The organism is Oceaniglobus sp. K40-3, from assembly GCF_055808395.1.
On sequence record NZ_JBVVRW010000002.1, the window covers coordinates 1 to 14,661 of the forward strand.

The 14,661-nt window shown below is 62.5% G+C and carries 9 protein-coding genes; 4 read left to right on the plus strand and 5 right to left on the minus strand.

Annotation, left to right across the window (positions count from 1 at the left end):
- The 4 genes from AC0L7P_RS18030 to AC0L7P_RS18045 all read left to right on the plus strand — a co-directional run.
- On the plus strand, positions 1-705 hold a 705-nt coding region (locus AC0L7P_RS18030; RefSeq protein ID WP_473435550.1), incomplete at its 5' end, for a nucleotide sugar dehydrogenase.
- A gap of 223 nt (positions 706-928) precedes the next feature.
- A complete protein-coding gene (gene glmU / locus AC0L7P_RS18035; protein ID WP_473435551.1) occupies positions 929-2,278 on the plus strand; it encodes a bifunctional UDP-N-acetylglucosamine diphosphorylase/glucosamine-1-phosphate N-acetyltransferase GlmU in 1,350 nt (449 codons plus the stop codon).
- Between the two features lie 24 nt (positions 2,279-2,302).
- A complete protein-coding gene (glmS, locus tag AC0L7P_RS18040; RefSeq protein ID WP_473435552.1) occupies positions 2,303-4,123 on the plus strand; it encodes a glutamine--fructose-6-phosphate transaminase (isomerizing) in 1,821 nt (606 codons plus the stop codon).
- Positions 4,124-4,181: 58 nt separating this feature from the next.
- The gene (locus tag AC0L7P_RS18045; protein ID WP_473435553.1) at positions 4,182-4,718 is read left to right on the plus strand and encodes a hypothetical protein; all 537 of its coding nucleotides are present in this window, start codon (positions 4,182-4,184) and stop codon (positions 4,716-4,718) included.
- 149 nt (positions 4,719-4,867) lie between these two features.
- Here the strand turns inward: AC0L7P_RS18045 and AC0L7P_RS18050 are convergent, their stop codons facing one another.
- The 5 genes from AC0L7P_RS18050 to AC0L7P_RS18070 form a co-directional block, all read right to left on the minus strand.
- The gene (locus tag AC0L7P_RS18050) at positions 4,868-5,566 is read right to left on the minus strand and encodes a hypothetical protein (protein WP_473435554.1); all 699 of its coding nucleotides are present in this window, start codon (positions 5,564-5,566) and stop codon (positions 4,868-4,870) included.
- The gene (locus AC0L7P_RS18055; RefSeq protein WP_473435555.1) at positions 5,542-5,970 is read right to left on the minus strand and encodes a DUF2793 domain-containing protein; all 429 of its coding nucleotides are present in this window, start codon (positions 5,968-5,970) and stop codon (positions 5,542-5,544) included. The genes AC0L7P_RS18050 and AC0L7P_RS18055 overlap by 25 nt, the downstream gene beginning before the upstream one ends.
- Positions 5,971-6,441: 471 nt before the next feature.
- A complete protein-coding gene (locus tag AC0L7P_RS18060; RefSeq protein WP_473435627.1) occupies positions 6,442-7,377 on the minus strand; it encodes a calcium-binding protein in 936 nt (311 codons plus the stop codon).
- Positions 7,374-9,836, minus strand: a complete 2,463-nt coding sequence (locus AC0L7P_RS18065) for a calcium-binding protein (protein WP_473435556.1) — start codon at positions 9,834-9,836, stop codon at positions 7,374-7,376. The genes AC0L7P_RS18060 and AC0L7P_RS18065 overlap by 4 nt, the downstream gene beginning before the upstream one ends.
- 221 nt (positions 9,837-10,057) lie before the next feature.
- Positions 10,058-14,548, minus strand: a complete 4,491-nt coding sequence (locus tag AC0L7P_RS18070) for a beta strand repeat-containing protein (protein ID WP_473435557.1) — start codon at positions 14,546-14,548, stop codon at positions 10,058-10,060.
- Positions 14,549-14,661: the final 113 nt, after the last annotated feature.

Below are 14,661 nucleotides of genomic sequence, written 5' to 3' on the forward strand. Positions count from 1 at the left end.
GAAATGGCCGTGGCGATGTATAAAAAGATCGTCAAGGGCGACTGTGTGATCACCAACGCCCGCACCGCCGAGATGTGCAAGCTGACCGAGAATTCCTCGCGCGATGTGCAGATCGCCTTTGCCAATGAATTGGCGATCATCTGCGACAAGTTCGACATCGACGTGTGGGAGCTGATCAGCCTCGCCAACCGCCATCCCCGGGTCAATATCCTGCAACCGGGTGCGGGCGTGGGCGGGCATTGCATCGCGGTGGACCCGTGGTTCATCGTCGCCTCGGCCCGCGACGAGGCGAAACTGATCCGCACGGCCCGCGAAGGCAACGACAACAAACCGGTCTGGGTGCTGGAAAAGGGCAAGGTCGCGATTGCCGAGGCCCTGGCGCAAGACCCGTCGCGGTCGATGAAGGACATCAAGGTCGCCTGCCTTGGCATGGCGTTCAAACCCGACATCGACGATCTGCGCGAAAGCCCCGCCCTCCAGATCACCGAAGCCTTCGGCAAACTGGGCTGTCAGGTGCTGGCCGTCGAACCCAACGTGCACGACCTCCCCGAAAAACTGGCCCCCCTGCCCATCACCCTGACCCCGCTGGAGGAAGCCCTGAAACAGGCCGACGTCATCTGCGTGCTGGTCAAACACCGCGAATTCACCAACCTGCACAAAACCCTGACAAACCATGCCCACGTAATCGACGTCGTCGGGCTGTAAGGGTGAAGGAAGGGGCGTCCATTCAGGCGCCCCCGCCCCGGGACGGCTGGGCAAGGCTTTCACGATAGAACGACGACATCCTGCACACCGCCTGGTCATGGCCCTTGCAAACAAGTTCCTGCAGCTTTCTCAATTTACGACAGCGCTATTTTGCTTGAGGGATGACGGTGGTAGGTGGGCCCAGCGTTTCTGTTTCATCACTTCATAATTTCAGAGCTTTTTCATGACCCACCTCGCCCTGATCATCCTTGCCGCCGGCAAGGGCACCCGCATGAAATCGGACCTGCCCAAGGTTCTGCACCCGATCGCGGGGGCGCCCATGGTGGTGCATGCGATGATGGCGGGGGCGCGGCTGAACCCGGGGGCGACCATCGTGGTGGCGGGGCATGGCGCGGATCTGGTAGAGCGCAGGGTCACCGATCATGACCCGGACGCGCGCATCGTTCTTCAGAGCGAACAGCGCGGCACCGCCCATGCTGTCGGTCAGGCCCGTGCGGCGCTGGCGGATTTCGCCGGGGATGTGATCATTCTTTATGGCGACACCCCCTTTATCCGCCCCGAAACGATGCAGGCGATGCTGGACGCGCGCCGGGCGGGCGCCGATGTGGTGGTTCTGGGGTTTCAGGCCGCAAACCCGGGCAAATACGGCCGCCTGGTCACCCGTGGCGACACTCTGGAACGCATCGTCGAGGCGAAAGAGGCAAGTGCCGCGGAACTGGCGATCACCCTGTGCAATTCCGGCGTGGTCTGTGCCGACCGCGCCACCCTGTTCGATCTGATTGCACAGGTGGGCTGTGACAATGCCGCCGGGGAATATTATCTGACGGATATTGTCGGGCTGGCCAACGGATCGGGGCTGCGCTGCGGTGCGGTGACCTGCCCCGAGGAAGAAACCCTGGGCATCAATTCCCGTGTCGAGCTTGCGGGGGGCGAGGCGATCTGGCAGGCGCGCCGCCGGATCGAGGCGATGGAGAACGGCGCCACCCTGACCGCGCCCGAGACGGTGTATTTTTCCCATGACACCCATATCGGCGCCGATGTGATGATCGAACCCCATGTGATTTTCGGCCCCGGCGTGACGGTGGAAAACGGCGCCACCCTGCGGGCGTTTTCCCACCTTGAGGGCTGCCATGTCAGCAATGGCGCACAGGTCGGCCCCTATGCCCGCCTGCGCCCGGACGCCGAGATCGGCCCGGACGCGAAGATCGGCAATTTCGTCGAGATCAAGAAGGCGGTGATCGGCGAGGGCGCCAAGGTCAGCCATCTGTCCTATATCGGCGATGCCGAGGTCGGGGCGGGCGCCAATATCGGCGCGGGCACGATCACCTGCAATTACGACGGGGTATTGAAACACCACACCCGGATCGGCGCGGGGGCCTTTATCGGTTCGAACGCGGCCCTGGTGGCGCCTGTGGATGTGGGCGATCACGCAATGGTGGCGGCCGGGTCGACGATCACCGCCGATGTGGCGGCCGGCGCTCTGGCCCTGGCGCGCCAGCGGCAAACCAACAAGCCGGGTCTGGCCCGGCAAATCCGTGAACGTCTTTTGGCGCTCAAGGCAAAGAAATCATAATTTCAGCAACCAGGGATTTTCATCATGTGCGGCATTGTAGGTGTTCTGGGGTCTCATCAGGTTTCTCCGCTGCTGGTCGAGGGGCTGAAGCGGCTTGAATATCGCGGCTATGACAGCGCCGGGATTGCAACGGTGCAGAATGGCAAGCTGGATCGTCGCCGTGCCATGGGCAAACTGGTGAACCTGTCGGATGTTCTGGTGCATGACCCGCTGGCGGGGATGGCGGGGATCGGGCACACCCGCTGGGCCACCCACGGTGCGGCCACCACCATAAACGCCCACCCCCATCAGCGCGGCCGTGTTGCCGTGGTGCACAATGGCATCATCGAGAATTACCGCGAATTGCGCGATTTTCTCGAAAGTCACGGGATCACCCCCGAAAGCGAAACCGACACCGAAACCGTCGCCATGCTGTGCAACTGGCATCTGGACCGCGGCCTTGCCCCGATCGAGGCCGCAAAGGAAACCATCGCCCGCCTTGAGGGCGCCTATGCCCTGTGTTTCCTGTTTCAGGGCGAGGATGACCTGATCATCGCCGCCCGCAAGGGCAGCCCGCTGGCCGTGGGCTGGGGAACGGGGGAAATGTACGTCGGTTCGGACGCTTTGGCGCTGGCGCCGATGACCAATGAAATCACCTATCTCGAAGAAGGCGATATCGCCATCCTGCGCCGGGCGGGGGCGGAATTCCTGGACGAAACCCATGTGTCCGTGACGCGCGCACGCAAGATGGTGAACCTTGATGCCGCCAGCGCCGACAAGGGCGGGCATCGTCACTATATGGCCAAGGAAATCGCCGAACAGCCGACCACCCTGGTCAATGCGCTGAAGTATTACACCGAGAACCGCGAGGGCCAGCATCTGCTGGAGGACGGCGTGGATTTCACCGCGTTCGACCGGATCGTGATGGTGGCCTGCGGCACCGCGTCGCTGGCCTGTTTCGTGTCGAAATACTGGTTTGAACAGATCGCGCAGATCCCGGTGGAAATCGACATCGCGTCGGAATTCCGCTATCGTGAACCGCCCCTGAACACCCGCACCCTGTGCCTGTTCGTCAGCCAGTCGGGCGAAACCGCCGATACCCTGGCCGCCCTGCGGTACTGCAAGGGGCGCGCGGGGCGCATCCTGTCGATCATCAACGCCACCGAAAGCAGTATCGCGCGCGAAAGCGATCTGGCGCTGCCGATCCTGGCGGGCCCGGAAATCGGCGTCGCCTCGACCAAGGCGTTCACCTCGCAACTGGCGGTTCTGGCGGCGTTGTCGCTGCAGGCGGCCCGCCAGCGCGGTGCCATCGACGCGGCGCGTGCGCGCGACCTGTCGGACCAGCTGCGCGCGGTGCCGGGGCTTGTGGGGGATGCCCTTGGTATCGCGCCGCAGGTGCACGGCGTGGCGCAGCATCTGGCGCGGTTCGACGATGTGCTGTTTCTGGGGCGCGGCGCGTTCTATCCGCTGGCCCTTGAAGGCGCGCTGAAGCTCAAGGAAATCAGCTATATCCACGCCGAAGGCTATGCCAGCGGCGAATTGAAACACGGCCCCATCGCCCTGATCGACGAGGACATGCCCGTGGTCGTCCTGGCCCCGCACGACGCCATGTTCGACAAGACCGTCAGCAACATGCAAGAGGTCATGGCGCGCGGCGGCAAGATCATCATGATCTCGGATGCCAAGGGGTTGAAAGAGGGCGGCGCGGGCGTGTGGCAAAAGATCGAAATGCCCGAGTTCAACAGCCCCTTCGCCGCCATCACCTATGCCATCCCGATCCAGCAACTGGCCTATCACACGGCGGTCGAAAAAGGCACCGACGTCGACCAACCCCGCAACCTCGCCAAATCCGTGACGGTAGAGTGACGCGGTACGGCACTCCGGCCCCAAAGGCACCTGAAACGCAAGACAACGGATCAAACCCATGACAGACAGCATCACCCCCGGCGCCGATGGGCAGGCCAATCATACCCTTGCCGTGCTGCGCGAAGAAACCCGCGAGGGCGCGCTGGCCCCGGATATCGAGTTTCTGCCGGGGCTGGCGCTGCATGCCGATCCGGCGCTGGAATTGTCGGGCAGTTTCCACTCCCCAAAGGGGCGGATTTTCGATTTCGACGCGCGCACCGGGCCCCATCCGGGCGGCTGGGTCGGGCTGCATGTGGCGCTGCCGGCGGGCGATCTGGGCCAATCGGGCATTCTGGGCTTTGCGGCGCGGGTGGCGGCGCCTGAAATCATGGTGATGCGCGCCTGTCTGCGCAGCGGCACCGCGGAGGGTTTCGTCGATTGTTTCTTTGACAAGCATCTTCTGGCGCGCCCCGAAGAGGCCAGCCACCTTGACGCCCTGTCGGTGCAGTATCGCGATCAGATCCCGCTGCAGGCCCCCTGGCGCGACCTGATCTTGTTTCTGCCCACCCATGATTTCCGCCTGTCCCTGATCGACCTGCGCACCTTCATCGTATAACCCCCGCACCGAAGCCCCCGTGCCCATCAGCCCGACAGCGGCCGGAGCCTTCCTGAACGCCCTGCGGAATACCGCGAGGCCATGGCGCGTCTGGCGAATGTCGCCAACCAACGCAGGGTTGCGCACGCAGGGTTGCGCGGGCTGTGGCCCTAGAACCAGCGCCCGAAGGCGACGACATGCAGATCCGCCTTGTCGCTCGCGCTCCATGTGCCGGTCTGGCCGAAATACAGGGTGGTGCTGACGCCGCTGGTAACCCGGGTCGAGGCGATCGCCAGGGTTGCCGCCGTCCAGTTGCCCAGCCCCGAGGCGGCCCCATCACGGAAATCCATCGGCGTTGCCTGAACGAACCCCCGTCCGACAAAGGCCGCCGGAAAGGTCCAGCTGCCCTGCAGTATCGGCCCCGAGGGGCTGCCCAGCAGAAGCTTGTGCCAGCAGATCTGGGTTCCGTCGGCAAACCGCACATATTCGCCATTGGCGTTTATGCCGCGCTCGATCGCCGCACCCGTGGGCACGCCCCCCGTCTGGGTGACCGGACCCACCAGATTGCCCGGGCCAAAGGCATAATCCGCCCGTGCCAGACGCCCCGACGTCGTGTCCGTTGCGCTGGCCTGCACCGCCGCCCCGCTGACGTGGCCAGTGGCCGGATCGACCGCCATGGCATTGGTCCAGGTGGTGCCGTCGGGCGAAACCTTGATGGCAAATCTGTCATCGCCCGCCAGCCCGATTTCGGCACGCCCGGAAAACCCGTTCTGATACAGCAGCGATGCGGTATCGCCCGCATCCGCCTTGTTGATCTTCAACCGGTGGTCACTGCCCCCATGGCTCAGCAGGGTGGCAGCGGCGGCCACCGACAGGGCGTTGGTGGCATCGAAGGTGGCGTTGATTCCGACGCCGGCGACATTCTGGAAATCGGCGGGGGCGTGGCCCAGGCGCCCGATCCGAAAATCAGGTCGCGCATTGCGCCCCCATCCCAGGCCCGCCAGCCCTCACGGGGGGTGATGAAGGCCCAGGCGCTGCCGTCCCATTGTGCCAATCGCCCCGCCTGTCCGTCCCAGGCGCCGGTGGGGGTGGCGCCGATGGCATGCATCTCGCCCGCTGCGGGGCTGGCGGGCGGCGTATTGGTGCCGACGCCGGCCAGAACCAGCTGGATGATCCCGTCCAGGATCCGCAGCGCCTCGTTGTGGGTGACATGTTTCTGGGCCTGGGCCGGTGCGATCATCGGCAGACCCAGACGGGCGGTGGTATCGGACATGACGGGGGATCCTTGCGCAAACTTCGGTTCGCCCCGACTATGCCCACCGGCCCGTTAACCGCCCCTCAGCAGAGCGTTCGGTTAACGCCCCTTCACCCTTTTGTGCTGTCCGCCAGCCCGGGAAGGCCCGGCCCGGTCTGTTCATCCATGCCCACCGCAGAGGTGGCCGCCGACAGGTCCACCGGCACGGCGCTGGAACGGCTGTCGCATGAATTGGCCTATGCCCGTGCGCCTGGAGGACGACCGGTTCTGCCTGATTTCGGGCTGGCGCGGCTGTGCGATGTGTTCCCGGTCGAGGTGACGATCTGCTGGCCGTTACTCTGCGCCCCCGTCACCCTACCCCCGAGGCCGAAACCGCGTTTCTGGCCGCTTGGGCAGAGGACATGGAACAGGCGGAAAAGGCCCGCTCGGCCCCGGCACATGTTTTGCGTGCAAAGATGGGCCACCCCGTTTCCGGGGTGGCCTCCGGTGTTAGAGGATCAGATCGCCCGCGCTCAGGCCCGGGGCGCCGGAGAGCTCGATGGCGAAATCATTGGTTCCGTCCCCATCAACATCGCCCACAAGAAACCCTGTCGCCCCGCCCCCAAGATAGGCCAGTTGCGCCGATCCGCCGGTGATGGGCCCTGCCCCGACAAAGGTCAGGTTCAGGGCGGAAAGGTCGATCTGGTCCACGCCAAGCTCGAAATCGGTGATCAGATCACGCCCGGCGCCAATTCCGGCATCAGCGGCGCTGTTGAACACAAAGACATCCGCCCCTGCCCCGCCCGTGATCACATCGGTTCCGGCACCTGCATTCACGGTATCATCGCCCACACCGCCGTAAATCCGGTTATCCCCGGCCCCGGCGGTGATCATGTCATCGCCAGCACCGCCACCGACGAAATCATCGCCCAACCCAAGGTAAATCGTGTTGGCCCCGGTCCCGCCAAAGAGCCGGTCATCGCCCGCACCGCCGACAAGAATGTCATCCCCGGCCCCGGCATGGATCACGTCATTGCCGCCGTTGCCGACAAGCAGATTGACACTGCTGGCATCCCCGGCCCCGATAATGCTGTCATCTCCGGTGCCGCCCTGAACGCTGTCATTGCCCAGCCCGGTATAGATCCGGTTTGACCCCGCCGATCCATAAAGCAGGTCATCGCCCGCACCGCCACCGACAAAATCATTGCCCGCACCGCCATAGACCGTGTCGTTGCCGACGTCCCCCAATACAGTGTCGTTACCAGCGCCGCCGCCCATGACATCACCGCCGGCACCGGCGCGGATCACATCATCGCCACCATTGCCGAAAAACTGGTTGGTGCCGTCCCCTGCGCCAAAGATATCATCATTGCCCGTGCCGCCGTTGACCGTGTCATCGCCCAGCCCGGTGAAGATGCGGTTCCCCCCGGCAACCCCGGTGATCAGGTCATCCCCAGCCCCCCGGCAAGGAAATCATCGCCACTGCCGCCGGACACCGTATCGTCGCCATCGTTGCCCAACAGCATGTTGGCCCCGTTCCCGCCGCCAATGATTGCATCATCGCCCGCGCCGCCATTGACGGTGTCGTTGCCAAGGCCGCCATAGATCGTGTTGGCGCCGTCCTCCACGGTGATGCTGTCATCGCCCGCGCCACCACCGATGAAATCATCGCCTGACCCCGCCGTGATTATATCGTCACCACCTTCGCCCAGCAACGTGTTGGCACCTTCGCCGCCGTCCAGAACATTGGCGCCGCTGTTGCCCGTTATCCCATTGGCAAGGACGTTACCGGTGCCGTCGATATCGCCGGTGCCTGTCAGGGTCAGGTTGTCGACATTGGCGCTCAGGCTGTGGGATTGCCCGGTTATCACAAGGTCGGTGCCGTCGTCCTCGGCCTCGGTGATCGTGTCGCTGGCATCGGCAAAGTAAACATCATCACCGGCCCCGCCGGCCAGCACGTCGGCCCCGGCCCCACCGATCAGGACATCGGCCCCGCCGAACCCGGTGATCGTGTCATCGCCGTTGCCGCCGGTCAGGCTGTTTCGGCCACCGTCCCCTTCGATCAGGTCGTCGCCCGCGCCCCCTTCGATGGCTTCGAAATGCGCCAGCCCGCTGCGGGTCTGTGATCCGTCTGTGGCATCGGTATAGCCCTGCATCAGCGACGCGACACCGCCACCATCGCCCATGCGGAAGAAATCAAACCCGGCGCCCCCGTCATAGCGGTCGGTGCCGCCGCTCTGGATCACCAGATCGTCGCCCGCCCCGGCGGTGACGCTGTCATCACCCGCGGTGCCCGGCAGGATGTCGGCCCCGGCGCTGCCCACCTCGGGGGTAAAGCTGTCGGCAAGGTTATAGGCGATCCGGCCGATTTCATGGCCGGATTCTTCCCATGTCACCAATATCCCCGATGCGGTGGGGGCCACGGCGGGGCGATAGTGATTGCCGTCCGCGCCGGCATAATCGGTGGCGTCAAACCATTCGCCTTCCTGCCCGTCTTCATCCAGAAAAGCCGTGAATGCATGGGCCGTATGGGCCGCCCCTGCGGGATCATTCCCGGAATAGAATTCCATGCTCAGCCAGGCCCCGCCATCGGGGTCTTCGATCAGCGAAATGAGATTGTTGCCGTGGCGCCCGTCATAGGGCAGGTCCAGCTTGCGGGTGGTGCTTGTGTCGGTGTCGGCGTCATATTGCACCAAATAAACGTCGCGATCATCGGTCACCACGGCCATGACCAGCGTATCGGCATCAAGCCGTGCGGCACTGACAAAAGACAGGGACGTGCCTTCGGCAAACTTGTGCAGCCGGACGGACGACACCTCTTGCCCGTTGCTGTCCAGCTTGTTCATCATGATGAAACTGGTGTCGATATCGGACCCGGGCAGGCGTTCATCATCCTCGTAAATCAGGTATTGTGACCCCTCCAGCGCGACAAGCCGATGATTGTCGGTTGAGCCTTTGTTCAGATCGAAAACCTTGGAATCGGTAACAACCCCGTCAAGCCCGACATACCACGTCGCCATGTCATAGCGCGCGTTGCCCAGCACCGCGAGGCGGCCATCGGAAAGCTGCTCAAGCGAAAGATGTTCCGCCGCGATATAATCGCTTTTCAGGATGATGTTCGGGGCGGCCCGGGCGCTGCCATCGGCATTGTAGACCTGAAGGTAAACGTTGCCGTATTGATCCACATTCCTGTCCGCCACATCAACCAGTTCCAGCCAGACCATGGCAAAGCCACCGTCCGCCAGGGCCGTCAGACGGGCGGTGTTGGAGGTTGTCGTGTAATGTTCGGCGTTATCCGCGGTTGTGCCTTCGCCCCGGCCGATCGGGCCGGTTTGCCAGATGACCTGACCATCATCGTTCAAGGCCCGCAGGGTGAATGTCTGATCGGTGTCGCTGTTGTTGTCGCGTTCATGGAGCACCTGAACAACGCTGCGATCGGCCAGGGTAATCAGATTATAAGAGGGGTCCGCCCGGACAACACTGGTGCTGTCCTCGATGATCGGCGTTGTCTTGGCCAACAAATCAAGATCGGGCCAATTAACGTTCATGACGGTGCCGTCGGGGCCTTGAACCGCTTCGACATTGCGCACCACAGCCTGGGAAACCGGGCTGTTCTGACCATTGGAGACGGTCCGTTCAACCAGTTGGATGCGGGTGTCATAGCCGCCGAACAGAACCGGATCCACCTGCTCAAACGCCCAGTCCGCCACGCGCCCGTTATAATTGGGAACGTGCAATTCAACCTCGACGGTATCGAACCCCTCACCGCCATCAATTTGTTCGCTACTGCCTCCATGAGTTTCCCCAAAGAGGATATGATCATTTCCCCCGCCCGCATAAATTATATCGGCCGAGGAGCCCGTGGTGATGCTGTCCTCGCCTTCGGTTCCATAAATATCACTCATTACAAAAACTCCCGCTTATTCTTTCTCAATGGGCAAACCCCAAGCTTAAACAATACCTTCCATGTTCTGCAACCTCCCAGCAGATCAAATGCCCAGGGCGCCCGTCTGTGACAAATGATGCATCCCCCCTCGCAACACGAAAACAGACCCGCCCGGTGTTGGGCGGATCTGCCTGAGAGGTGTGCAAAGATGGGCCGCCCCGTTTCGGGGGGGGCGGGTTTTTACAGGATCAGATCGCCCGCCGTCAGGCCCGGGGCGCCGGAGAGTTCGATGGCGAAATCATTGGTTCCGTCCCCATCAACATCGCCCACAAGAAACCCGGTCGCCCCGCCCCCGAGATAGGCCAGTTGCGCCGAGCCGCCGGTGATGGGCCCTGCCCCGACAAAGGTCAGGTTCAGATTGGAGAGATCGATGTGATCCACCCCGACCTGAAAATCGGTAACCACGTCGCGCGCGCCACCGATCCCGGCCTGGGCGGCAGAGTTGAACACAAAGACATCCGCCCCGGTCCCGCCGGTGATCACATCGCGCCCGACCCCCGCGTTCACGGTGTCATTGCCTTCGCCGGCGTAAATCCGGTTGCTGCCGGCCCCGGCGGTGATGCTGTCATCGCCGGCCCCGCCGCCGACAAAATCATTGCCGGTTCCAAGATAGATCAGATCGTCACCGTCAAAGCCGTACACTGAATCGTTGCCCGACCCACCGGCCAGCAGATCATCGCCCGCCGCGCCATAGACCACGTCGTTGCCACCGTTGCCGTAGTTGGTTTTCACGTCGCTTCCGGCCCCATAGATCGTATCGTTGCCGGTGCCCCCCTGAACAGTGTCGATGCCCAGCCCGGTAAAGATCCTGTTCGCCCCTGCCGAACCGAACAACAGGTCATTGCCGGCCCCACCACCGATGAAATCATTGCCCGCACCGCCATAGACCGTGTCGTTGCCTCCGGCCCCCAGTACGGTGTCGTTGCCGGCACCGCCGCCCATGAAATCACCGCCCGCACCGGCGCGGATCGTGTCATCGCCGACATTGCCGAACAGCCGGTTGGTGCCATCGCCTGCGCCAAAGATATTATCGTTGCCAGAGCCACCGGTGACGGTGTCGTTCCCCAGCCCGGTGTAAATCCGGTTCGTCCCCGAAACGCCGCCGATCGCGTCGTTTCCTTCGCCACCGGCAAGGAAATCATTGCCGGTACCGCCGGTGATTTCATCATCGCCGTCGTTACCCCGCAGCAGGTTGGTCCCGCCGCCGCCGCCAAAAATCTGGTCATCGCCGGTGCCGCCATTGACGGTATCATTGCCAAAGCCGCCATATATCGTGTTGGTCCCGCCATCCACGCTAATGCTGTCATTGCCAGCCCCGCCGCCGATGAAATCATCGCCGGACCCGGCTGTGATGCTGTCATTTCCAGCGTCGCCCAGAACGGTGTTGTCGCCTTCATCTGCAAGCAGCGTATCGTTGCCCTCCTTGCCCTCCAGGCGGTTGCCTGATCCGTTGCCTTCGATCCTGTTGTCCCCGGCATTGCCAATACCATTGAGCGCAGCAGGGCCATTCAGGAACAGATCCTCGACATTGGCGCCCAGAGTATAGGATTCGACGTTGGAAAACACCGAATCCTGCCCCTCACTGGCAAGCTCGTCCACCACGTCACCCGCCGAATCGACGTTATAGCGATCATCGCCCGCGCCGCCCCGCATGGTGTCATCGCCCGCAACGCCATCCAGCATATTGTTGCCGCTGTTGCCGATGATTTCATTGGCAAGCGCGTTACCCGTGCCCGCGATATTGCCCGCCCCGGTCAGCAACAGGTTTTCAAGGTTGTCACCCAGAGTATAGCTGTCGGACGATTGCACCTGGTCGGTCCCTTCACCCGCAGCTTCCATGATCGTGTCCAGGCTATCGACGATATAGGTGTCGTTGCCCGCGCCCCCGGCCATGGTGTCGGCCCCGACCAGCCCCGCAAGAACATTGGCAGCCCCGTTACCGATCAGCATGTTGGCCAGTTCGTTGCCGGTGCCGTTGATCGCATTCAGACCCGTCAGGGTGAGGTTTTCCAGATTGGTTTCCAAGGTATGGGAAACGCTGCTTTCCACCCGGTCCACCCCGCCATCGGCGGTTTCGCTGATCGTGTCGCCGCCGTCGGTGATATAGACATCACCGCCACCGCCGCCCATCATCGTGTCGGTGCCACCGGCCCCGTCCAGGATATTCGACGCATTGTTCCCCATGATCATGTTGGCCAGAGAATTGCCGGTGCCGTTGATCGCATCGGTGCCTGTCAGGGTCAGGTTTTCAACGCTGGCGCTCAGGGTGACATCCGCGCTGCTTTCCACCCGGTCGGTGCCGCCGCCGCTGGTTTCCACCACGGTATCCCCGCCATCGGTGACATAGACATCATCGCCCAGACCCCCGACCAACGTGTCGGTTCCGGTGCCACCATCCAGCCGGTTGTTGCCGCTGTTGCCGGTGATCATGTTGTCACCGGCATTGCCGGTGCCGTTCACATCGCCACCGCCCAGCAAGACCAGGTTTTCAACATTGTCGCTCAGGGTGTGGCTCTGGCTGGTGCGCACCTCGTCGGTGCCTTCGCCTGCCGCCTCGACCACCGTGTCGGCGGCATCTTCATAAAGATACACATCGTCATCGGCGCCGCCCGCCAGAGTATCGGCCCCCGACCCTGCCGTGCCGCCGTCCAGGGTGTCGTTGCCGCCGCCGCCGTCCAGACTGTCGGCGCCCGCGTCGCCATCCAGCATGTCGTTGCCCGCCTCGCCCATCAACGTGTCGGCATCGTCGCCGCCGCTCAGCATGTCGTTATCGTCGCCGCCCATCAGCATATCGCTGCCGGCGCCGCCCATCAGGCTGTCATCACCAGTGCCGCCGGACAGGGAATCTTCATCATCCCCGCCCATCATGGTATCGTTGTCAGCGCCGCCGTCCAGGGTGTCATTGCCGCCGTCGCCCATCAGGCTGTCGGCGCCCTCATCGCCCATCAGGCTGTCCTCGCCGTCACCGCCCATCAGAACATCGGCATCATCGCCCCCAGAAACCGTATCGTTGTCAGCACCGCCGTCGATCGAATCCTCGCCACTGCCACCCATCAGGGAATCGTCGCCCCCGAGGCCGGTGATCGTGTCATTTCCGCCGCGCCCGTCGATCATGTTGGCGTCGTTGCTGCCGATGATCGTTTCGGCGAACTCTGTACCGATGAAGTTTTCGAAGTTCATCATGGCTTCGGCCGCCGAGGCATCGGCGTTGGTGGCGGTACCGTTGCCCAGATCGAAGGTGGCACCGCTTTCGCTGGACCCGCTCCAATCGATGGTGTCGATATCTTCGCCGCCGTCATGGACATCGCTGTCGATGATCGAGGTGACATTGAACAGATCGTCACCCTTGCCGCCGGAATACATCCGCTCTTGCCCGGATTCGTTGATCGTGTCGTTGCCATCCCAGGCCGCAACGAATTCGGAAATCGCATCGGCGTTGATCGTATCGTCAAGGACCGTGCCGACCTGATACTGATCGGGGGTATAAACGCCCGGGTCATTGGCCATGTCGCGGCTGTCGACGATGTGCAGCTTGATCTCATCGTCCCAATAGGTCAGCGCAACACGCCCGTCGCCCAGCAGCACCGCCTCGACATCCCAGGCCCTGGTCATGTTGAACATGAAGCTGTCGCCGACCGGCGCACCGTTTGCGTCGAACCGCTGACCGCGCCCGCCCTCATTATCGGTCTCGGCATCCTCATAGAACACGATGAAGCCGCCGTCGGGCAGATCGACGATGTTCGAGCGGCTGTTGACGTCGGTGTCGCCCTCGTCGTTGACACCGATCCGTCCGGTCACCGGATTGCCGGTGGTGTTGAAGATCTGCACATAGACATCATTGTCGGTGCCATCGCTGTTGTTCCAGGACACGGCAAAGCCGCCACCGGTCAGGCCCACCACATGGGGATCGGAATCGGGTTCATTGGTGACATGCTGGCCGACCGGGGTTTCGTCGCGCTGGGAATTGCCGTTCGCGTCGTAGATCCGCATCTTGATCTCGGAATCGCCGGTGCTGAACTTGTCGGTATAGACCACCACGAAATTGCCGTTGCCCAACACCGTCACATCGGGATCGGCCTGAAAATCGATGCGGGCATCGATAATGAACTCGTCACTGAAGGTATTGGTGGCGGGGGTGTAGATGCGGAACACTACATCGGTGTCGCCAACACCGAACGCCTTGTCATAGGCCACCATCACCGTGGTCGCCCCGACCGCCAGATTGGGGTTTGAGAAATTAAAGAAGTTGGGCGAGGAATCGGTGACGAAGGCGTTGGAATTCACCGGCGTGCCGAAGGCATCAAAAGTTTCGATCCGGATTGAGGCAAAGGGGCGCGTGGTGTCCGACGCCTCCTCATAGGCGACGATGAACCCGCCATCGGGCAGCGCCCCGATATCGGCCTGCTGCCGGCCCACCGTGCCGCCGGTAAACGCCGTGCTCAGCAGGATTTCACTGCCCACCGGGGTGCCAAGAGGGCTGAAGATGTGCCCGATGATATCGTGCCCGGCATTGGACCCCGAACTGGTCGACCCACTGCCATCATAATCGCTGGTCCAGCTGACAAGGATGTTGCCGTTGTTCAACTGGAGAATGTTCGGGTCTGATTGATTACCACCTGTGGTAAAGTTGGCGATGATGGAATCGAGCCATGTTACCGGAGTCATTGGCATTGTATTATCCCTCAAATTATTGTTTTGTTGTCGTAATAAAATATTCAAGACGTGATCTTTCGATCCTACTGGATAAAGCCCCCTGCACCTAGAATTTAATGGCTGAGGTATGG

What these genes read in the sequence shown, in the direction of transcription:
- glmU (WP_473435551.1), top strand. Translation starts at nt 929, where the DNA reads ATGACCCACCTCGCCCTGATCATCCTTGCCGCCGGCAAGGGCACCCGC.
- glmS (WP_473435552.1), top strand. Translation starts at nt 2,303, where the DNA reads ATGTGCGGCATTGTAGGTGTTCTGGGGTCTCATCAGGTTTCTCCGCTG.
- AC0L7P_RS18045 (WP_473435553.1), top strand. Translation starts at nt 4,182, where the DNA reads ATGACAGACAGCATCACCCCCGGCGCCGATGGGCAGGCCAATCATACC.
- AC0L7P_RS18055 (WP_473435555.1), bottom strand. Translation starts at nt 5,970, where the DNA reads ATGTCCGATACCACCGCCCGTCTGGGTCTGCCGATGATCGCACCGGCC.
- AC0L7P_RS18065 (WP_473435556.1), bottom strand. Translation starts at nt 9,836, where the DNA reads ATGAGTGATATTTATGGAACCGAAGGCGAGGACAGCATCACCACGGGC.
- AC0L7P_RS18070 (WP_473435557.1), bottom strand. Translation starts at nt 14,548, where the DNA reads ATGCCAATGACTCCGGTAACATGGCTCGATTCCATCATCGCCAACTTT.